We start from the raw sequence: 18,452 nt of genomic DNA on the forward strand, positions 1-18,452 counted from the left end.
CCGCCCCGCATAAAATCATCGCAACTATGAGCGGACAATCCGCTGTGAGCGTGTGCGAGTTGGAGCGTTTCCATGCAGACAAGTGGTCCATTGGCGTTTGGTGGCCATTTTATTCCCAGCATCCGGATACCGGTGTTCTTGCGGGGGCCTTTGAAGATCCTAACCGGTCTTTGCGTCCTGTTTACCGTGGCACTGGCTGTCGCCGCGCTTGCGACCTGGAATGCGGCCGATCCGAGTTTCAGCCACGCGACAGGTGACGCACCGGTCAATGTGCTGGGCTTTGGCGGTGCGGCCTTTGCCGATCTTGCCATGCAGTTTTTCGGACTCTCTTCCGTGGTTGCGCTGCTTCCCGTGGTGGCCTGGGGCCTTTTTCTGACACGCAATCGCCCGGTCGACCGAGTTTTTTCGCGGTTCTGCGCCTGGTTTGGCGGTTCGGTTCTTGCCGCTGCCGTCCTTGCCTGTATACCCGCGCCAGCCGGCTGGTCCCTGCCGACCGGTCTTGGCGGTGTGTTCGGCGATATGATTCTCAAAATGCCCGCCGTCCTGATCGGTGATTATCCGTCGGGCATCCTGGCAATCGTGCTGGCGGCGGCGCTCGCCATCCCGGCTGCTTACCTGCTGCTGTTCGGCTCGCTGCTGATCGCGACGCCGCAGGAAGACACCAAGCAACGCAAGGCCCGCAAGCCGCGGACAATCGAGATCGAGGATGATACGGACGGAGAAGACGCCGAACGAAGCTCCGGCGCCGCGCTGATCCTCGGTGCGCTCACCCATCTGGCGTTCACCGCGCGGGCGCACTATCGCCGTATTACCGGGCGGGTTGCGGACCAATGGTCTGCCCAGCCCGAAGCGCCTTACGACTTCAATAATGATGATTTTGCCGGCCTCAATGGTGATGCGCGCGTGGAACCGGCGTTTGCCGGAAGCGGCGCGGCCGGGCCCATGCATGCAGCACGGCGCGATCTTCAGGATGATGCGCCGCCATTCGATATGGACGATGCACCGGGCCATGGCGACGCCGATGGAGAGTGGATGCCGCAGGAGGCGCCTGCACGCGCAGCCGGGCCTGACATGCAGCAGCGGGTCGTTGCGCAGGCCAAGCGCCCTGCGCCGGGCAAGCGGGTTCAGCACGAAGCGCAGACAACGATGCTGAAGTCCGGCGGCTTCGAACTGCCGCCCCTGAATCTGCTGTCTGAAGCCAAGAACGTTGCCAAGGACCCAAGCCTTTCGCCCGAAGCGCTGGAGCAGAACGCCCGCATGCTGGAAGGCGTGCTTGAAGATTTTGGCGTGCGCGGGGAGATCATCCAGGTTCGGCCGGGTCCCGTCGTCACACTTTATGAGCTGGAACCGGCACCGGGGATCAAGTCTTCCCGTGTTATCGGCCTTGCCGACGACATTGCCCGTTCCATGAGCGCGATTGCGGCGCGTGTCGCCGTGGTGCCGGGCCGCAACGCCATCGGCATTGAATTGCCCAATCAGGGCCGTGAAACCGTCTATCTGAAAGAACTGCTTTCCAGCCGCGATTTCGAGACAAGCAAGGCGAAACTCGCCCTTTCACTCGGCAAGACGATCGGCGGCGAATCCGTCATTGCCGATCTCGCCAAGATGCCCCACCTGCTCGTTGCCGGTACCACCGGCTCGGGCAAGTCCGTCGCCATCAATACGATGATCCTATCGATCGTCTATCGTCTACCGCCGGAAAAATGCCGGCTGATCATGATCGATCCGAAGATGCTGGAACTCTCCGTCTATGACGGCATTCCGCACCTGCTCGCGCCGGTCGTGACCGATCCGAAGAAGGCTGTTGTCGCGCTGAAATGGACTGTGCGGGAGATGGAAGACCGCTACAAGAAGATGTCCAAGATCGGCGTGCGCAACATTGACGGCTTCAACAACCGGGTCGAACAGGCCCGCAAGAAGGGCGAATCGATCACCCGCACGGTCCAGACCGGGTTCGACCGGGATACCGGCGAAGCGGTCTATGAGACCGAGGAATTCGATCTGAGCCCGATGCCTTATATCATCGTCATCATCGACGAGATGGCCGACCTGATGATGGTGGCCGGCAAGGATATCGAGGGCGCGGTCCAAAGGCTTGCACAGATGGCCCGTGCCGCCGGCATTCATGTCATTATGGCGACGCAGCGGCCGTCGGTGGACGTAATCACCGGTACGATCAAGGCGAACTTCCCGACCCGTATCTCCTTCCAGGTGACATCGAAGATCGATTCACGCACCATTTTGGGTGAGCAGGGCGCCGAACAGCTCCTCGGCATGGGCGATATGCTCTATATGGCCGGCGGCGGTCGCATCCAGCGTGTCCATGGACCGTTCGTGGCCGACAATGAGGTCGAGGAGATCGTCAGCTTCCTGAAGGCGCAGGGCGTGCCGGAATATCTCGATGCGATCACCGAGGACGATGAGGAAGAGGGCGGCGAGGGCGGCGGCGGTTCGGCCGGCAATCTCTCGGATTCAGCCGATCCCTACGACCAGGCCGTTGCGGTTGTCCTGCGTGACGGCAAGGCCTCGACGTCCTATATTCAGCGGCGGCTGGGAATCGGCTACAACCGCGCCGCCTCCCTGATCGAGCGGATGGAGGAAGAGGGTGTTATCGGCCCCGCCAACCACGCCGGAAAACGCGAGATCCTCGTGCCGACGGAAGAGGATGTGCTTTAGGCTTCGATGCCCGCGACCACACTCATGCCGCAGTTTGACAACATAGGTTCCTGGCCATCAGGAGATGCAAATGAACCAGACTGATTCACCCGTTCCGACCCGCAAGACGTCGCGACGTTTCGTCCTGCGCGCAATGGGTTTGGCCGCCGCTGCGGTCCTCCTTAGTGTCGGCGCTCCGCAGGCTCATGCCCAGGATCAGGCCGCGCAGAGAATCGCCGATCATTTTTCAGCCGTCAAAACCATGACCGGAGAGTTCGTCCAGTTCAGCCCCAGCGGCAAGCAGATTGGCGGAAAATTCTTTATCGAACGCCCCGGCAAGCTGCGGTTCAACTACGAAGCCCCCTCTCCCGTGCGGGTGATCGCGGACGGCAAGTCTGTGGTGATCGGAAACCGCAAGCTTCAGACCTGGGACATTTACCCGCTCTCAAAAACACCGCTCAAGCTCCTGCTTTCCGAACGGATCAATCTGAAGGGCGATACGGTGAAATCCGTCAAGGTCGAGCCTGATTTGACGACGATCGTACTGGGAAACAAATCCATTTTCGGTGATTCCACCATCACCATGATGTTCGACACCAAATCGAACGAGCTGCGGCAATGGACCATCACCGATGCGCAGGGCAAGGCGACGTCGGTCATGATCTTCAATGTGCGCACGGATGTGAAGTTCGCGGATAATGTATTCGAGATCCCCTATTACCAGGTTCACCGGAACCGCGGAAACGATCGCTGAGGCGGGCTCTACCGCGATTTCCTCAATTTGTTGTGGTCATTTGCGCCAGAAGGCGCGATGCCGGCTGAACAATTGCGGTCAACCATATATCGTCCGGGCGATCTGAGTATCCCCGGAGGGAAATGTGAAGCACTTCTCCATCGCCACATGGAACATCAACTCGGTGCGCCTGCGTCTGCCGCTGGTGCTGTCGCTGCTTGAGGATCAGGCGCCTGATATTCTGTGCCTGCAGGAAACCAAATGTCCGAACGATCTGTTTCCGACCAAGGAGCTGAAGAAACGCGGCTACGAGCATATCGAGATTCATGGCCAGAAGGGCTATCACGGTGTTGCTATCATCTCGAAACTGCCGCTTGAAAGCGTCAGCAGCATCGATTTTTGCGAGATGGGCGACACACGCCATATCTCCGCGATTGCCAGGGCTGGCGAGCGGGCCATCCGTGTTCACAATTTCTATGTTCCGGCAGGTGGCGACGAGCCGAACCGCGAGATCAATCCGAAATTCGCCCACAAGCTGGATTTCCTTGAGGAAATGAAGGCTCTCCACGCGGAGGCCGAACAGGATAGTGGCGTGTCATCCATCCTGGTCGGAGATCTGAATATCGCCCCGCTTGAGACCGATGTGTGGTCGCACAAACAACTTCTGAAGGTTGTCAGTCACACGCCGATCGAGACGGATGGGCTGAACGAGGTTCAGGCGCGGGGCGCGTGGGTCGACCTGATGCGCCAGCATATACCCGCGGAGGAGAAGATATTTACCTGGTGGAGTTACCGGGCGCGCGATTGGGATGTATCGGACAGGGGCCGCCGGCTCGATCACATCTGGTCTTCCGCCGATCTCTCGCCGGCGCTTTCGAACGTGACGGTCATGCGTGAAGCGCGCGGCTGGGAACGGCCGTCCGACCATGTGCCGGTTTTTGCGAGATTCAACTTTTAGCAAAGAGGCTTTTTGGCCTATTTTTCGGCGGCGTGCGCCTCGAAGCGGGCAGAGAGCTCATTGATCTTGCCGAGCATGTCTCCGAGATTGGCTTTCACGCGGTCCTGCAGCATGCGTGCGATTTCGGGATATTCCTCCATCATGCGGCGGAACATCGGCCTTTGAATACGCATGACTTCGCTGTCTTCCAGGGCCATGGCCGTCATCTTGCGGTTTGCCGAGGAGATAATCGCCAGTTCGCCGAGCAGATCACCGGCTTCGGCCTCGCCGATCTGGGCGGGCTTTCCTTTCCGGTCGCGGCGCAGGAGCTTGAAGCGGCCGGACATGATGACAAAGGCGCAGTCGGCCGAAGAGCCCTCGTGGAACAGCGGCCGGTTCTTTGCAACGTTTTTGCGTTCCGCGCCAAAGGCGATCAGGCGCAGCATTTCGTCGCTGAAACCTTTGAACAGCGGCACTTTCGAAAGCAGCGAGATATCGTCTGTCAGGGCCATCTTTGCAGCAACTCCGGGAATTCAGCGGGTTCGGACCGATCCCCTACGGAACGATCTTGTAACCGCCACTTTCGGTGACCAGGATCTCGGCGTTCGAAGGATCGCGTTCGATCTTCTGGCGCAGCCTGTAGACGTGTGTTTCAAGCGTATGGGTCGTGACGCCGGAATTGTAGCCCCACACTTCTTCAAGCAAGACATCGCGCGTCACCACTTTTTCGTCCGCGCGGTAGAGGTACCGGATAATCGCCGATTCCTTTTCCGTCAGCCTGATCTTGCTGCCCTTGTCATCGACCAGAAGTTTCTGGCTCGGCTTGAAGGTGTAAGGCCCGACGGTAAAGGTCGCGTCCTCGCTTTGCTCGTGCTGCCGCAACTGGGCGCGCACACGGGCCAGAAGCACCGCAAAACGGAAGGGTTTTGTGACATAGTCGTTGGCGCCCGCCTCAAGGCCGAGGATCGTGTCAGAGTCGGTGTCGTGACCCGTCAGCATAATGATCGGTGCCTTGAAACCGCCTTTGCGCAGAAGCTTCACGGCTTCCCTGCCATCCATATCCGGAAGGCCCACATCCATGATCAGAAGATCGATATGGTTGCCCCGGGCCGCCTGAATGCCCTTTGTCGCCGACGATTCCTCAATGATCGAGAATTCCTCGTAAAGAGAAAGCTGCTCGACTAAGGTTTCGCGCAGATCGTCGTCGTCGTCGACGAGAAGGATGGTTCTGGCCGTCATGCAATGCCTCCGCATGCGAGTGTGGTGCGTTTCATCTCTGGCATCTAAATAGTCCTGTTCGCGTGAATGTAAAAGTGCTGTACACGCTCAGCACACCCAGCTGTGATCCGGGAGAGCAATTCGTGATGAGCACGATAGACACTGATTGCGTCAAAAACCAAGCATTACGGCATGTTATTGTTAACCGCAGTCCGCAGTCCGGCACACAGGCGCGGCTCATGGCAGGCGGCATGAGCTTCGAGGCCTTTATCGGCCGTTCGGGACGAACGGCGTTCAAGGTGGAAGGTGACGGGGCGACGCCGGTCGCGCGCATGCGGCTTTGTCACGGCTATTTCCGCAGCGACCGGGTACGCCTGCCGCAGACCCGATTGGCGATGCAGGCCATACGCCCCAATACGGGCTGGTGCGATGCTCCGGGCCATGGCGCTTACAACAGGCAAGTGCAACTGCCCTTCGGTCCGTCGCATGAACAGCTTTGGCGCGAGGACGGTCTTTACGATATCTGCCTTGTGCTCGACTGGAACATGAGCGAACGGCGCAGATCGCGCGGCTGTGCAATCTTTTTCCATCTGTCGAAAGGAAAGCCCACCGAAGGGTGTATCGCGGTCAGTCGCCGTGCGATGCTTCGCCTGTTGCCGGTGCTGGACCGGCAAACGGTTGTGACGGTGCGTTAGCGCGCATCCAGTTGCCAGACAGTCGTCTTCTTGATTTCCGAATCTTCAAGCGTTCTGGAAACGGCCACCTCGTATTGCGTCAGCGGCGTCAGGCGGTCGGCGGGGCAGTAGGACCTGCCGGGATCGCCGATCAGCACATGCGCACCACGCCTTGCGAGGCCCTCAAACCAGGGCAGGAGCGTCTCGGCAAGAGACTGGTCGTAAAAAACATCGCCTGCCAACACGATTTGCCAGCCGTCGTCGGTTGCCAGGATATCGTCGGCGCGGGTGGCAATCGACACGCCATTGTGGCGCGCATTCATCGCCGTTGCCATTGTGGACCATGAATCGATGTCGCAGGCTGTCACGGAGCCGGCACCCGAAAGGGCGGATGCTATCGCCACGAGGCCTGAGCCACTGGCGAAATCAAGCACCGACTTATCCCGGACGATGTCGGGGTGATCGAGTATATAACGGGCAAGGCCCTGGCCGCCCGCCCAGGCAAAGGCCCAATAGGGCGGTGGCAGGCCGATCTGCTCGAGCTCTTCTTCCGTGCGCTGCCACAGATCATGCGCTTCGCTGGCAAGATGCAACTCGATTTCCGGTACATGCGGTGGGCGAATGAGAGCCGTGTTCTTCCTGATGAAGGTCCCGGATTCCGATCTCGTCACCACCCCGACCGACCCGGTTCAGCGCGGCGGCTTTTCAAGTCCGCCCATGCGGCAGACCTCGAGATATTCATCCTCGGTCACCGGCTGGACGGAGAGGCGCATGGAGTTGACCAGCGCCATCTGATCCAGTGCCGGATTGGCCTTGACGTCCTTGAGCGTCACCGGGTTCGGCATATCACACACGGCCTTGACGTCGACGCATTCCCAACGTTCGTCGTCGGTGGTCGAATCGGGATGGATTTCGGCGCAGACCTCGACAATGCCGACAACCTCAAGTCCGATATTGGAATGGTAGAAGAAGCCTTTGTCGCCTGTTTTCATGGCGCGCATATTGTTGCGGGCCTGGTAGTTGCGAATGCCATCCCATTCCTCGCCGGCATCGCCCTTGGCCTTCTGGTCGTCCCAGGACCATTTGTCGGGTTCGGATTTAAAAAGCCAATAGGCCATGTTCATGCTCCGGGTTTGTTGAAGATCCAATTGTAGGGCCGGATATCGACCGAGGCGAACAGACCGGCTGTTGCATAAGGGTCTGCATCGGCGATCTCTTGTGCCGCATCTGCATCGTCTGCCTCTATGATAACGAGGCTGCCGCAGGCATCGCCGTTACCGTCGAGAAAAGGCCCTGCCATTTTGAGGATGCCGTTGTCGTTGAGGCCGTTCAGATAGTTCACATGATCGGGCCTGACCTTCAAGCGAAGATCGAGACCGCCGTGTTTGTCATTGCAGATCAGGGCATAGAGCATCGTTTCACGGGTTCCTCGACTATTCGGATTTGAGCGGACGGTTCATCAGGCCATCGATTGCTTCATCGACGGCAATCTTCCCGTCCAGTATGGCGGCGACCGCCTGTGTGATCGGCATATCGATGTTTTTCTCCATGCTGATCCGCGCGGCAACGCCGGCGGTGAACGCACCCTCTGAGAGCGGCGTGCCGGGCGCCATCAGTTCGGCCGTTGTCCGGCCTTCGCCGAGCGCTATGCCGAAACGCAGGTTGCGTGACTGATGGCTGGTCGCCGTCAGCACCAGATCGCCCAGTCCGGACAAGCCCCGGATGGTTTCGCGCTCGCCACCATGGGCCTCGGCGAACCGCATCAGTTCGGCCAGTCCGCGCGCAATCAGAGCGGCGCGCGCCGATTCACCAAGACCCCTGCCCTCGACGATACCGCAAGCGATTGCCAGTACATTCTTGAGCGATCCGCCGATTTCGACACCAATGACATCGGTGGAGGCATAAAGCCTGAACGTGTTGCCCGAGAGTTGCCGGGCTGCCTTCTTTGCAACGTCCATATCGGACGCGGCCAGGGTCATAGCCGTTGGCAGCCCGCTGGCGATATCGGTCGCAAAGCCGGGGCCGGACAGAACGGCGACGGGATTGTCAGGTGATTCCTGCCGAACAACGTCGGCCAGAAACTGGCCGCTCTTGCGCTCGATCCCCTTGGCGCAGACGACAAGACATGCGTGCCCGGGGATGTGGTTGCGAGTATCCTGGAGGGCCTGGCGCAAATTCTGTGCCGGTACGGCAAGCAGGATCAGATCTGCAGAACTCAGAGCGCGCGGTTCGGCGGATGGAATGAGGCTTGCCGGAAGTTTCACGCCGGGAAGCGCCTTTTCATTTGTCCCGCCGGTGCGGATTTTTTCCATTTGCAGCGCATCGCGGCCGATGAGCGAAACGGCATTTCCGCGCGCGGCGACCACGGCGGCGAGTGCCGTTCCGAAAGCGCCGGCACCGAGTACGGCGACATTTGCGGTGTCATTCATGCCTTTGCACCCCGCTTGCCGTGTCCGACGAGGGCCGCCGACTGGTTGTCCAGCGGCCAGCGCGGCCGAGGCGCCACATCCAGGCCGTCGGGTGGCAGGCCAAGCGCCATCCGTTCCGCCGCTGCCCATGCAATCATCACGGCATTGTCCGTACAGAGACGGTGCGGGGGGGCGACAAACCGGAAGCCTTTTTCGCCACACAATTGGGTCAGCATGTCGCGAATGGCCGTATTTGCTGCAACGCCGCCAGCGACCACGAGGGTCGGTGTTGCGCCGGAAGCCGCGGAGTCGCCAAGCAAGCGCTCAAGGCTTCGGCCGATCCGTTCGCGCAACGTTTGGACAATGGTGTACTGAAAGGATGCGCAGATATCGGCAATGTCCTGATCAGCGACAGGTGCGATTGCCTGCGCGGTCTGGCGCACGGCCGTTTTCAGGCCGGAAAAAGAAAAATCCAGACGCTTTTCTCCGCGCAGCGGGGTGGGCAGGTCGAACCTGGTGACATCGCCCCGTTTGGCGGCTTCTTCCACGGCCGGGCCGCCGGGATAGGACAGGCCGAGCAGCTTGGCCGTCTTGTCAAAGGCTTCGCCGAGCGCATCGTCGATTGTCGTGCCCCAGCGTTCATAGTTGCCGACACCGCGCACCAGGACCATCTGGGTATGACCGCCGGATACCAGAAGCAGCAGATAGGGAAACTCCAGCCCGTCCGTCAGCCGGGCCGTCAGCGCGTGCCCTTCCAGATGATTGATGGCGTAGAGTGGCTTGCCCGATGCCGCCGCCAGCGCCTTGGCCGTCATCAGGCCGACGATCAGGCCGCCGATCAATCCGGGGCCGGCGGTTGCGGATATGGCGTCAACGGAACCCAGCGGAGTGCCGGCTTCCTTCAGGGCTTTCTCGACAAGACCGTCCAGCATCTCCACATGGGCGCGGGCGGCGATTTCGGGAACGACCCCGCCGAAGGCTGCGTGCTCGTCGAGCTGGCTGAAGACCACATCGGACAGGATTTCACCGCTGCCGTCGTCGTGACGGCGCACGACGGCCGCTGCCGTCTCGTCGCAGCTCGTTTCAATCCCAAGAATGCAGATTGAGGTGTCCATCGGCCGTTTCGGTGATTGCGGAACGCTTCATTCCTGTTTACCTGTGCCTCTGGTAATAACGGAACTCGACAGATGCAAACAAAACCTTTCCGTATCGGCACGCGGGGAAGCCCTTTGGCGCTGGCCCAGGCGGAGGAAACGCGCGACCGGCTGATGGCGGCGCACGGTCTGGAAGCCGATGCATTCGAGATTGCCGTCATTTCGACAAAGGGCGACCGCGTGACCGACAGGCCGCTTGCCGAAATCGGCGGAAAGGGGCTTTTTACCGAGGAAATCGAAGCGCAGCTTTCCGATGGGCGCATCGATATCGCCGTTCATTCATCCAAGGACATGCCGACGGTGCTGCCCGACGGGCTCTATCTGTCGGCATTTCTGCCGCGTGAGGACGTACGCGATGCGTTCATCAGTAAAAACGCGCCCTCGCTGGACGCCCTGCCGGAAGGTGCGGTTGTGGGCACCTCATCGCTCAGACGCCAGGCGTTGGTTCGCCGCCTCCGGCCCGATCTGAAAGTGGTTTCGCTTCGCGGCAATGTTCAGACCCGCATGCGCAAGCTGGAGGAAGGCGCGGTTGATGCGACACTGCTTGCGATGGCGGGTCTGAGGCGCCTCGGCCTTGAAGCCCATGCAAGCGATGTCCTGGAGCCTGACCGGTTCCTGCCGGCGCTTGGTCAAGGTGCTATCTGTATCGAGAGCAGGATGGACGACAGCGTTGTGGACGACATGCTTGCGCCGATCAATGACGAGGCGACCAGCCTTTGCCTTCTGTGCGAACGGTCATTTCTTGCCGCGCTGGACGGTTCGTGCCGGACGCCGATTGCGGGCCTGGCGCGCATTGCTGGCGACAACCTGTCCTTTGCGGGCATGGTTCTCCATCCGGATGGAACACAAGCCTTCGACATTGCAGCCGGCGGTGCGGCATCCGATGCGGCCAGCCTCGGCCATGAGGCCGGTATGGACATCCGCAGCAAGGCCGGTGAGGCTTTTTTCGAAAGCTGGATTTAAGCCGTGCGCGTGCTGGTGACGAGACCCGAGCCCGGCGCCTCGTCGACCGCTGAACGTCTGCGTAACCTCGGGTACGAACCCGTCTTGATGCCCCTGACGCGCATTGTCGACATGCCGGCCGACTTAAGCGAGCTCGCTGACGCACCGGCCTTTGCCGCGACCAGCGCGTCGGCCATCCGGTCCTGGCGAGCGCGCGGCATTGAAGCCGAATATCTTCACCGGCCATTCTATGCGGTTGGAGAAAGGACTGCGGCCGTGGCACGGGACTGTGGTTTCGAGATTGTTTCCGCCGGCGGTGGTGACGGAGCAGATCTGGGGCGCCTCGTCGATGATGATGTGCGGTCCGGCAAGCTGCGGCTGAGTGAACAGGCACCATTGATCTACCTTGCCGGTGCCGTCAGGCATGGCGGTTTTGAATCTCAGCTTCTTGAGAGAAATATTCCCCACAGAACCGTTGAAATCTATAAAATCGGGAAAATAAGTTATTCAACTGACTATATTCTTGAAGCTCTATCCACCGGCGGACAATCTGCTGTCTTGCTTTATTCGCGTGTGGCCGCCGATTGCTTCTTTCGGCTGATCGATACATCGGCAAATTATAACAATTTGAAAAATATATCTTTTCTTTGCATGAGTGATAATGTTCTGGACGCCGTGCCGGAAAATGTCAGGCCCAAAGCCATCGTATCGGCCGCGCCTGACGAGAAAAGCCTTCTTGCGCTGCTTGGCGGCAGCGACAAAATGTTCTGACGAAATCAGGCGTCGCATCTTCCATCGTATTTCGACCGATACTAATTTCCGAACGGACCATTGCCGTCTCCCATTTCGCTTCGTCAAGAAACTCCAAGAGGATCACCCATGGCACAGGGCAGCAAGCCGCGCCATTCGCGCAGGACCCGCAAACCGGTCACCATCGATCTTGAGCCGGAGGCTGTCAGCAAAGGGGATCCGGAGACGAATAACGGCGCCGCGAAGGCCGCTTCCGACAGCAAACCCACCAGTGAATCCGCGGCAAAGACGCCTGATACGAAGGCCGATGCAGGTAAGCCGAAAGAGGCTGAAAAGGCAGAGCGGGTGACGGAGCAGGCCGCGCGCGCCGCCAAAGCGATGCCCGAGGCAACGGATAAAAAACCAACCGCTGCCCAAGCAGCAAAGCCGGCTGAAAAGCCCAAGGCTAAGACGGTGCCGGATTCGTCCAAAGGATCGCCGGATCGCACCGGTGATGCGAACGGAGGTTCAAATCCTCAAAAGCCGGGTGGTGGTGGCCGGTCGATTGTTGTCGGCCTTGTCGGTGCCGTGATTGCGCTTGCCGCATTTGCCGGCCTTCAATGGTCAGGCGTTTTGCCCGCACCCTCCGGATCAGGTGGCAGCTCAAGCGAACTCGCTGAGCTGAAACAGACGGTTGCCGCGCTGGAAACCCAGGTGTCGGATGCCTCAGCTTCCGTCGGCAGCGCCATCGAGAGCCGCCTTTCCGCTTTGGAAAACACCGCGTCGACGTCCGGCGGGCAGGATGTCTCCGACCTTGATGCCCGTGTCTCCTCCCTTGCAGACAAGGTCGAGGCGCTTGGCGGTGTAGGCGGAGACAACGGTGGTCCGAAACTGGCGGAAAAGGTTTCTTCTATCGAAGGTGCCCAGACAGCGCTGCAGGCCGATGTTCAAAAACTGACCAGTGAGTTGTCGGCGCTGACGACACGCATCAGCACGGATGAGGGAAAGCAGGATCAGGCGCTCAAGTCGCTGGAAGATCGTGTAGCGTCCGTTGAACAATCACTGTCCAGTCCAAGGGAAGACATCAAGGTTGCCCGCGCATTGGCGGCCGCGAGCCTCAAGGCCGCGATCGACCGCGGCGGGTCCTTCATGGCTGAACTCGAGGCTTTTGCGAGTGTCGACGGCGATAGCCCGGCAATCGGTCAGCTGCGGTCGTTTGCTGCGAGCGGCGTACCGTCGCGGACCAGCCTGACCAATGAGTTCCCGACCGTCGCTGCCGCCATGATCAAGGCAGCGGATGGCTCAGGCGCCGACAGCGGATGGTTTGGCCGGCTGGTGGACAGTGCGTCTTCGGTCGTCAAGGTCAGGCCGGTGGGCGATGTCTCGGGTGACAGTGCCGATGCGATCGTTGCCCGCATGGAGTTCAAGTTGAACAATGGCGATCTCCAAGGTGCCATCGACGAGTGGAAAACACTCCCGGAAGCCTCACAGGAAGTGTCTCAGGATTATGAAAAGAACCTTCAGGCCCGCCTGACGGTCGAGAAGATCGTGGCCGGAACGGTGAATGCCGCCCTGCCGGCGGACAATGCGGGCGCAGCCGCCGCATCTTCCGATACAAAACAGCCGAGCCAGGCTGGGGACGGTAACTGATATGATCCGCTTGCTAATTTATATCGCCCTCGTTCTGATCCTGGGCTTCGGCTTCGCCTGGCTCGCCGACAGGCCCGGCAGCCTGTCAATCACCTGGCAGGGCCAACTGATCGAAATGTCGCTCATGGTGGCGGTTTCCGGCATTGTGGGCCTGATTGCCATCATCATGATCGGCTGGTGGCTGATCCGGACGATTGTCGCCTCACCCCATCTGATGTCGCGCTATTTCCGCGCCCGCAAGCGCGACCGCGGCTACCAGGCGCTGTCGACAGGTCTGATCGCGGCCGGTGCCGGCGATGCGGCGACGGCGCGCAAGATGACGCAGCGCACGATGGGACTGCTCAGCGCCGATCAGGAACCGCTTATCCATCTGCTGGATGCCCAGACGGATCTGATCGAGGGCAAGAACGATTCGGCACGCGCCAAATTCGAAGCCATGGTCGAGGATCCGGAGACGCGCGAATTGGGATTGCGCGGCCTTTATCTTGAAGCACGGCGGCTGGGCGCCATGGAGGCTGCTCAGCACTATGCGGAGGAAGCGGCCGAAAAGGCTCCCCACCTGCCATGGGCGGCCGAGGCTGCGCTGGGTTTCCGGTCCGCCAGTGGGGATTGGGACGATGCAATCCGGCTCTTGGAAAAACAGCGTGTGGCGCGCGTGCTGGCCAAGGTGGAGGCCGACCGTAAGAAGGCCGTGCTCTTGACCGCCCGCGCCATGCAAAGGCTGGACGGCGGGGAGGTTGCCGGCGCGCGCACCGACGGCGTCGAAGCCAACAAGCTGGCACCCGACCTGGTGCCCGCCGCGCTGATTGCGGCGCAGGCGCTCTACCGGGAAAACAGCCTGCGCAAGGGATCGCGGATCCTGGAGAAGATGTGGAAGAGCGAGCCGCATCCGGATGTGGCGGATGCCTATATCCGGGCAAGGCCGGGCGATTCGACCCATGACCGGCTCAAGCGGGCGCAGAAGCTGGAAGGTTTCAAACGAAACCATGTCGAGGCGCTTTATGCAGTGGCCCGGGCGGCGCTCGACGCGCAGGAGTTCAGCCTTGCCCGCGAGAAGGCGGAAGCCGCCGTGCGGGTTCGAGCAAGCGAAGGCGTGTTTCTGCTTCTTGCCGATATCGAGGAAGCCGAAACAGGCGATCAGGGCCGCGTTCGCCACTGGCTGGCACAGGCAGTGCGTGCGCCCAGGGACCCGGCCTGGACGGCTGACGGATATGTTGCCGACCATTGGGCGCCTGTCTCGCCCGTGACGGGTAAACTGGATGCGTTTGAATGGAAAGTGCCGGTTGAGCAGATTGCCGGCCCTGTGGAGGATGCAGACGCACGCCACACCAATGCCGAGCAGGCGCTGAAATCGTTGCCGCCACTGGCGGCATCAGCGCCCGTTGTTGAAGAACCGGTGGCTCCGGAACCTGTTATAGAGATTGAACCGGAACCGGTGCCGGAAGACCCGCCCGCCGAACCGGAGGTTGCTGCCGAGCCCGAAATCGAGCCGGCGCAAGAACCCGCGCCTGAGCCGAAACCCGAAGAGCCGGTCAAGCCCGATGTTTCCGAAGCGGAGGTGATCGAAGAGCCTGCCGTGGAGAAGCAGGATATCGTGGCAGAGACACCGCCGCGGGTTCAGGAAACCGAGCCCCTAGCGAACGGGAAAGACGCTGAGCCTGTGGCCGAGCCGGCTGCGACCGAGGTTCCTGTCAAACCGGATGTGATCGAGACGGTTGAGAAGGAACCGGCTGTCGAAAAGGCGGCAAGCGAAGGCGAAACGCACATCGTTACCGATGCAGTCGGTGCGGACAAGGACAAGGCGCGTGAGGCCGCATTTCTTGCCAAGCCGCCGGACGATCCGGGTGTCAAGGAGGGCGCCGAGCCCGAGGAGCCGAAGTCGCGCTTCAGGCTGTTTTAGCCAGTTTATGCTTGCGGTCGCATGCAGGCGGCCTAAATTCGATGCTGTTGGTATGTCTTGGCACACGGCACGGTGCGATGCTATTTGCATTTCTTTCGGGGCACTGAGCCTTAACCATCAGGATCGGGAATGTTTGAACAGTTTCAGAGATTCATACAGTCGCTGGGCGGCGAAGAGCAGAGAGATGTGACGCATGACGACCCGCGTGTCGCGGCCGCTGCGCTTTTCTTCCACGTCATCGACGCGGATGGCGTGTCCGACCCGGCGGAACGCGAAAAGCTCAGCGAACTGCTGGAGCAGCAATATTCCCTGAACAAGACCGAATTGCAGAAGCTGATTGATGCGGGAAAACAGGCTGAAGACGAAGCGGTTGATTTTTACGCGTTCACCAGTGTCCTGAAACGCTCGCTCGATGCCGAACAGCGGGTCAAGTTCATCGAGCTTTTGTGGGAACTCGTCTATGCCGACGGCGAACGCCATGAGCTTGAGGACAATGTGGTGTGGCGCGTTGCCGAGCTTCTCGGCGTTTCCGATCGTGACCGGGTGCTGATGCGGCAGCGTGTTGCCGCTCGCCTCGGTTCGGGAGAGGATGGCTGATGCTTTTCGATCCCGGCGCTGAGCGGCCCGGACCCAATCGCATTCTCGTGGTGCTCCACCAGGAAACATCAAGCCCGGGCCGGGTCGGGCAGATGCTTGAGCTTGCCGGATTTGACCTCGACATACGGCGTCCCGTCCTCGGCGATCCACTGCCCGACACGCTGGCCGATCATGCCGGCGCGGTTATCTTCGGCGGTCCGATGAGTGCCAATGACGAGGATGAATTTGTCCGCCGCGAGATTGATTGGCATGCTGTCCCTCTTGCCGAGAACAAGCCTTATCTTGGTATCTGCCTGGGCGCGCAGATGCTGGTCCGCCATCTGGGCGGAACGGTGGAAGGGCACAATGACGGGCTGACTGAAATCGGCTGGTACCCGCTGCAGCCGACACAGGACGGTTCACAATTGATGGACTGGCCGGATACGGTCTATCAGTTTCACCGGGAAGGCTTCAGCCTGCCGAGCGGCGCACAGTTGCTTGCAACGGCGCAGTCCTATCCCAATCAGGCCTTTCGTTATGGCGAAAACGCCTGGGGCATCCAGTTTCATGCGGAGCTGACCCAGGTGATGATGCAGCGCTGGGTGGTGCGCGGCGCCGAGCGGTTCACTCTTCCCGGCGCGCAGCAGGGTGACGAGCATCTTAAAGGGCGGTTGATTCACGATGCGCGGCTGCGATATTGGCTGGCACAGTTTCTGAGGATGGTTTTCAGCCGGGAGATCCCGGGTGAACAAGCGTGGGCCGACCGGGTGCTGCAGCACCATTCCGCAACGGGCTGATCTATTCCACGCGGCGCAGGCGCTGGATTTTCCGCAGGCCCGGAAATAGAAGTGCCCATATTCCGGCAACACCGATCGCACCGATGCCGCCAAGAGCAACGGCCGGAACGGCTCCGATGAGGGCCGCCATGCCGCCGGCGCGGAATTCGCCAAGCTCGTTGGATGCACCGATAAACACCATGTTGACCGCACTGACCCGGCCGCGCAGCTTGTCGGGTGTCCACAACTGGATAAGCGTCTGACGCACATAAACGGAAATCATGTCAGCGGCTCCCATGACGGCGAGGGCCAGAATTGACAGCCAAGCTATTGTCGACAGGCCGAAGACCGTGGTCGCCGCACCGAATACGCCCACCGCAATCAACATGGAATGTCCAGCGCGGCTCTGGAATGGGTGGGCCGTCAGGTAGATTGCCATGGCAACCGCACCGACCCCCGGCGCTGCGCGAAGCAGGCCGAGACCCCACGGGCCGAGATCCAGAATGTCGCGTGCAAAGACCGGCATGAGGGCGACCGCGCCACCGAGCAGAACGGCAAACATGTCGAGCGAAATGGCGCCGAGGACAATTTTTTCGCGCCAGATATAGCGAAAGCCGGCAGAAAGGGTCTTCCAGCTTTGATTGCGGACCCCGCGCTGCTGGTGTGGCCTTGGTATTGTAAAAATGAGGATCGACCCGCACAGAAACAACACGGTGCTGGTGATGTACGGAACCGACGCGCCCAGACCATAGAGCAGTCCGCCCGCGACCGGGCCGAGGATCGTTGCGCTCTGCCAGGACATGGAGTTCCATGCAATGGCGTTGGCCAGATCCTCCTCCGGTACCAGGTTGGGCGCGAGCGAGGTTGAGGCCGGCGCGAAGAAGGCGCGGGCCGTTCCGAAAACCACCAGAACCACAAAGACCGGGAGCGGTGAGGTCAGGCCGCGCAGGGTGAGAAACACCAGCGCCAGTGCCGAAAACAGGGCGACAATCTCGCAGATTCCCATGATCATGCGGCGACCAAAGCGGTCCGCCACAGCCCCGGTCACCAGAATCAGCAGCAGCGAAGGCAGAAACTGCACCAGACCGATCAGACCGAGATCGAAAGGGTCGCGCGTCAAGTCGTAGATTTGCCAGCCAACGGCGACGCTGATGATCTGAATGCTGAATGTGGAGAGGAATCTCGCCAGCCAATAAAGGGTGAAAGAGCGATGACGGAACGCTGCGAAACGCTCTGTGGCGGCTGGTTCGTCAGGGCGCATGGCGACTGGATGTCGTGGAGGCAGGCATTGCGCCTTTATAGGGCGCTGATGGAAATTGCAAAAGCCGCAATTCGTCCCGATTGCCGGCGAACGGACTTGCCGCGGGCCAGAGCAATGGCTACATAGCGGAAATCACAGTTTGGAGACCTCGATGTACGCCCTTTTTTCGACCATCGATCTTGCGCTCGGCATTTACACCTGGATCATCATCGGCAGTGCCATCTTCTCGTGGCTCTACGCATTCAATGTGGTCAATACAGGCAATCGTTTCGTCGGTATGATCGGCGATTTTCTTTACAGGGCGACCGAACCGGCACTGCGGCCCATCAAGCGGATCATGCCGGATCTTGGCGGTCTGGATATTTCCCCCATCATTCTCCTGTTGATTATCTTCTTTTTGCGCCGTTTCCTTTGGACCAGCATCTATCCAATGGTCAGCTAGGAGCAGCTGCCGGCTGGCTTCGTTGCGTGGACGGCGGATTGGTGTTGAATGTCCGGCTGACGCCTGGTGCGTCCGTTGATGATCTTCCTGGTATTGAATCCGGTGCCGATGGCCGCTCCTACCTGAAGGCCAGGGTGCGCTCCGTTGCTGAAAAGGGTAAAGCCAACATGGCCCTGATCACGCTTTTGTCGAAACGAACCGGCCTTGCCAAAAGCAGTATCCACATCCGCTCCGGTGGCAAGAGCCGGTTGAAGACTGTCTTTCTTGCATGCGCGGCTGGCCGGATGAAGGATATTCTCGCGCGCCTTGAAAACCGGTCATGACCGGCGTGTAACAAGAGTTGAATTGACTTCATGTGACACTTGTCGCGTAGATGTGACATCTGCCGCAAGGAGTC

General features: G+C 60.2%; 19 protein-coding genes and 1 pseudogene. 12 read left to right on the forward strand and 8 right to left on the reverse strand.

Annotated elements, in window-relative coordinates:
* The first annotated feature begins 72 nt into the window (after window positions 1–72).
* The 3 genes from OQ273_RS21135 (at window position 73) to xth (ending at window position 4,346) form a co-directional block, all read left to right on the forward strand.
* Window positions 73–2,676 (forward strand): FtsK/SpoIIIE family DNA translocase, encoded by a 2,604-nt coding sequence (locus OQ273_RS21135; RefSeq protein ID WP_267992901.1) that lies wholly within the window; start codon window positions 73–75, stop codon window positions 2,674–2,676.
* A 70-nt stretch (window positions 2,677–2,746) separates the two neighbouring features.
* Window positions 2,747–3,409: an outer membrane lipoprotein carrier protein LolA gene (locus tag OQ273_RS21140; protein WP_267992902.1), complete on the forward strand. Its 663-nt coding sequence runs from the start codon at window positions 2,747–2,749 to the stop codon at window positions 3,407–3,409.
* Between the two features lie 124 nt (window positions 3,410–3,533).
* Window positions 3,534–4,346: an exodeoxyribonuclease III gene (gene xth, locus OQ273_RS21145; protein ID WP_267992903.1), complete on the forward strand. Its 813-nt coding sequence runs from the start codon at window positions 3,534–3,536 to the stop codon at window positions 4,344–4,346.
* Window positions 4,347–4,363: 17 nt separating this feature from the next.
* Here the strand turns inward: xth and OQ273_RS21150 are convergent, their stop codons facing one another.
* Window positions 4,364–4,837 (reverse strand): cyclic nucleotide-binding domain-containing protein, encoded by a 474-nt coding sequence (locus OQ273_RS21150; RefSeq protein ID WP_267992904.1) that lies wholly within the window; start codon window positions 4,835–4,837, stop codon window positions 4,364–4,366.
* A gap of 43 nt (window positions 4,838–4,880) precedes the next feature.
* Window positions 4,881–5,564 carry a response regulator transcription factor gene (locus OQ273_RS21155; protein WP_267992905.1) on the reverse strand — a complete coding sequence of 228 codons (684 nt, stop codon included), beginning with the start codon at window positions 5,562–5,564 and terminating at the stop codon, window positions 4,881–4,883.
* Window positions 5,565–5,689: 125 nt separating this feature from the next.
* Here OQ273_RS21155 and OQ273_RS21160 point away from each other — a divergent pair, with 125 nt between their 5' ends.
* Window positions 5,690–6,238, forward strand: coding sequence for a L,D-transpeptidase family protein (locus OQ273_RS21160; RefSeq protein WP_267992906.1), 549 nt, complete (start codon window positions 5,690–5,692; stop codon window positions 6,236–6,238).
* Here the strand turns inward: OQ273_RS21160 and OQ273_RS21165 are convergent.
* From OQ273_RS21165 to tsaD, 5 genes are read right to left on the reverse strand one after another with little or no spacing between them, the layout of a single operon-like run.
* Window positions 6,235–6,888 carry a class I SAM-dependent methyltransferase gene (locus tag OQ273_RS21165; RefSeq protein WP_267992907.1) on the reverse strand — a complete coding sequence of 218 codons (654 nt, stop codon included), beginning with the start codon at window positions 6,886–6,888 and terminating at the stop codon, window positions 6,235–6,237. The genes OQ273_RS21160 and OQ273_RS21165 overlap by 4 nt on opposite strands.
* An 18-nt stretch (window positions 6,889–6,906) precedes the next feature.
* On the reverse strand, window positions 6,907–7,335 hold the full coding sequence (locus tag OQ273_RS21170) for an EVE domain-containing protein (protein WP_267992908.1): 429 nt from the start codon (window positions 7,333–7,335) through the stop codon (window positions 6,907–6,909).
* A 2-nt stretch (window positions 7,336–7,337) separates the two neighbouring features.
* Window positions 7,338–7,631, reverse strand: coding sequence for a YciI family protein (locus OQ273_RS21175; RefSeq protein ID WP_267992909.1), 294 nt, complete (start codon window positions 7,629–7,631; stop codon window positions 7,338–7,340).
* A 19-nt stretch (window positions 7,632–7,650) separates the two neighbouring features.
* A complete protein-coding gene (locus OQ273_RS21180; protein WP_267992910.1) occupies window positions 7,651–8,646 on the reverse strand; it encodes an NAD(P)H-dependent glycerol-3-phosphate dehydrogenase in 996 nt (331 codons plus the stop codon).
* The gene (gene tsaD / locus OQ273_RS21185; protein ID WP_267992911.1) at window positions 8,643–9,740 is read right to left on the reverse strand and encodes a tRNA (adenosine(37)-N6)-threonylcarbamoyltransferase complex transferase subunit TsaD; all 1,098 of its coding nucleotides are present in this window, start codon (window positions 9,738–9,740) and stop codon (window positions 8,643–8,645) included. The genes OQ273_RS21180 and tsaD overlap by 4 nt, the downstream gene beginning before the upstream one ends.
* Window positions 9,741–9,812: 72 nt before the next feature.
* On the opposite strand from tsaD, the gene hemC reads away from it, so the two are divergent.
* From hemC to OQ273_RS21215, 6 genes and pseudogenes are all read left to right on the forward strand, one after another.
* Window positions 9,813–10,742 carry a hydroxymethylbilane synthase gene (hemC, locus tag OQ273_RS21190; RefSeq protein WP_267992912.1) on the forward strand — a complete coding sequence of 310 codons (930 nt, stop codon included), beginning with the start codon at window positions 9,813–9,815 and terminating at the stop codon, window positions 10,740–10,742.
* Window positions 10,743–10,745: 3 nt separating this feature from the next.
* Window positions 10,746–11,492 (forward strand): uroporphyrinogen-III synthase, encoded by a 747-nt coding sequence (locus OQ273_RS21195; protein WP_267992913.1) that lies wholly within the window; start codon window positions 10,746–10,748, stop codon window positions 11,490–11,492.
* Between the two features lie 108 nt (window positions 11,493–11,600).
* The gene (locus tag OQ273_RS21200) at window positions 11,601–13,100 is read left to right on the forward strand and encodes a mitofilin family membrane protein (RefSeq protein WP_267992914.1); all 1,500 of its coding nucleotides are present in this window, start codon (window positions 11,601–11,603) and stop codon (window positions 13,098–13,100) included.
* Window position 13,101: 1 nt separating this feature from the next.
* A pseudogene (locus OQ273_RS21205) lies at window positions 13,102–14,688 on the forward strand (heme biosynthesis HemY N-terminal domain-containing protein); the annotation flags it as partial.
* Between the two features lie 441 nt (window positions 14,689–15,129).
* Window positions 15,130–15,597, forward strand: a complete 468-nt coding sequence (locus OQ273_RS21210) for a tellurite resistance TerB family protein (protein WP_267992916.1) — start codon at window positions 15,130–15,132, stop codon at window positions 15,595–15,597.
* Window positions 15,597–16,373 (forward strand): glutamine amidotransferase, encoded by a 777-nt coding sequence (locus OQ273_RS21215; RefSeq protein ID WP_267992917.1) that lies wholly within the window; start codon window positions 15,597–15,599, stop codon window positions 16,371–16,373. The genes OQ273_RS21210 and OQ273_RS21215 overlap by 1 nt, the downstream gene beginning before the upstream one ends.
* 1 nt (window position 16,374) lies before the next feature.
* On the opposite strand, the gene OQ273_RS21220 is transcribed toward OQ273_RS21215, so the two are convergent.
* Complete coding sequence (locus OQ273_RS21220) at window positions 16,375–17,613, reverse strand: MFS transporter (protein ID WP_267992918.1); 1,239 nt, start codon at window positions 17,611–17,613, stop codon at window positions 16,375–16,377.
* 151 nt (window positions 17,614–17,764) lie between these two features.
* On the opposite strand from OQ273_RS21220, the gene OQ273_RS21225 reads away from it, so the two are divergent.
* Both OQ273_RS21225 and OQ273_RS21230 read left to right on the forward strand, forming a co-directional pair.
* Window positions 17,765–18,055 carry a YggT family protein gene (locus OQ273_RS21225; RefSeq protein WP_267992919.1) on the forward strand — a complete coding sequence of 97 codons (291 nt, stop codon included), beginning with the start codon at window positions 17,765–17,767 and terminating at the stop codon, window positions 18,053–18,055.
* A 41-nt stretch (window positions 18,056–18,096) separates the two neighbouring features.
* Window positions 18,097–18,378, forward strand: a complete 282-nt coding sequence (locus OQ273_RS21230; protein WP_333781706.1) for a DUF167 family protein — start codon at window positions 18,097–18,099, stop codon at window positions 18,376–18,378.
* Window positions 18,379–18,452: the final 74 nt, after the last annotated feature.

The organism is Hoeflea prorocentri (genome assembly GCF_027944115.1).
Taxonomy (GTDB): Bacteria; Pseudomonadota; Alphaproteobacteria; order Rhizobiales; family Rhizobiaceae; genus Hoeflea_A; species Hoeflea_A prorocentri.

Coding starts and splice junctions, on each gene's coding strand:
- OQ273_RS21135 (WP_267992901.1), top strand. CDS start 73: ATGCAGACAAGTGGTCCATTGGCGTTTGGTGGCCATTTTATTCCCAGC.
- OQ273_RS21140 (WP_267992902.1), top strand. CDS start 2,747: ATGAACCAGACTGATTCACCCGTTCCGACCCGCAAGACGTCGCGACGT.
- OQ273_RS21150 (WP_267992904.1), bottom strand. CDS start 4,837: ATGGCCCTGACAGACGATATCTCGCTGCTTTCGAAAGTGCCGCTGTTC.
- OQ273_RS21155 (WP_267992905.1), bottom strand. CDS start 5,564: ATGACGGCCAGAACCATCCTTCTCGTCGACGACGACGACGATCTGCGC.
- OQ273_RS21160 (WP_267992906.1), top strand. CDS start 5,690: ATGAGCACGATAGACACTGATTGCGTCAAAAACCAAGCATTACGGCAT.
- OQ273_RS21170 (WP_267992908.1), bottom strand. CDS start 7,335: ATGGCCTATTGGCTTTTTAAATCCGAACCCGACAAATGGTCCTGGGAC.
- OQ273_RS21175 (WP_267992909.1), bottom strand. CDS start 7,631: ATGCTCTATGCCCTGATCTGCAATGACAAACACGGCGGTCTCGATCTT.
- OQ273_RS21180 (WP_267992910.1), bottom strand. CDS start 8,646: ATGAATGACACCGCAAATGTCGCCGTACTCGGTGCCGGCGCTTTCGGA.
- tsaD (WP_267992911.1), bottom strand. CDS start 9,740: ATGGACACCTCAATCTGCATTCTTGGGATTGAAACGAGCTGCGACGAG.
- hemC (WP_267992912.1), top strand. CDS start 9,813: ATGCAAACAAAACCTTTCCGTATCGGCACGCGGGGAAGCCCTTTGGCG.
- OQ273_RS21200 (WP_267992914.1), top strand. CDS start 11,601: ATGGCACAGGGCAGCAAGCCGCGCCATTCGCGCAGGACCCGCAAACCG.
- OQ273_RS21210 (WP_267992916.1), top strand. CDS start 15,130: ATGTTTGAACAGTTTCAGAGATTCATACAGTCGCTGGGCGGCGAAGAG.
- OQ273_RS21215 (WP_267992917.1), top strand. CDS start 15,597: ATGCTTTTCGATCCCGGCGCTGAGCGGCCCGGACCCAATCGCATTCTC.
- OQ273_RS21220 (WP_267992918.1), bottom strand. CDS start 17,613: ATGCGCCCTGACGAACCAGCCGCCACAGAGCGTTTCGCAGCGTTCCGT.
- OQ273_RS21225 (WP_267992919.1), top strand. CDS start 17,765: ATGTACGCCCTTTTTTCGACCATCGATCTTGCGCTCGGCATTTACACC.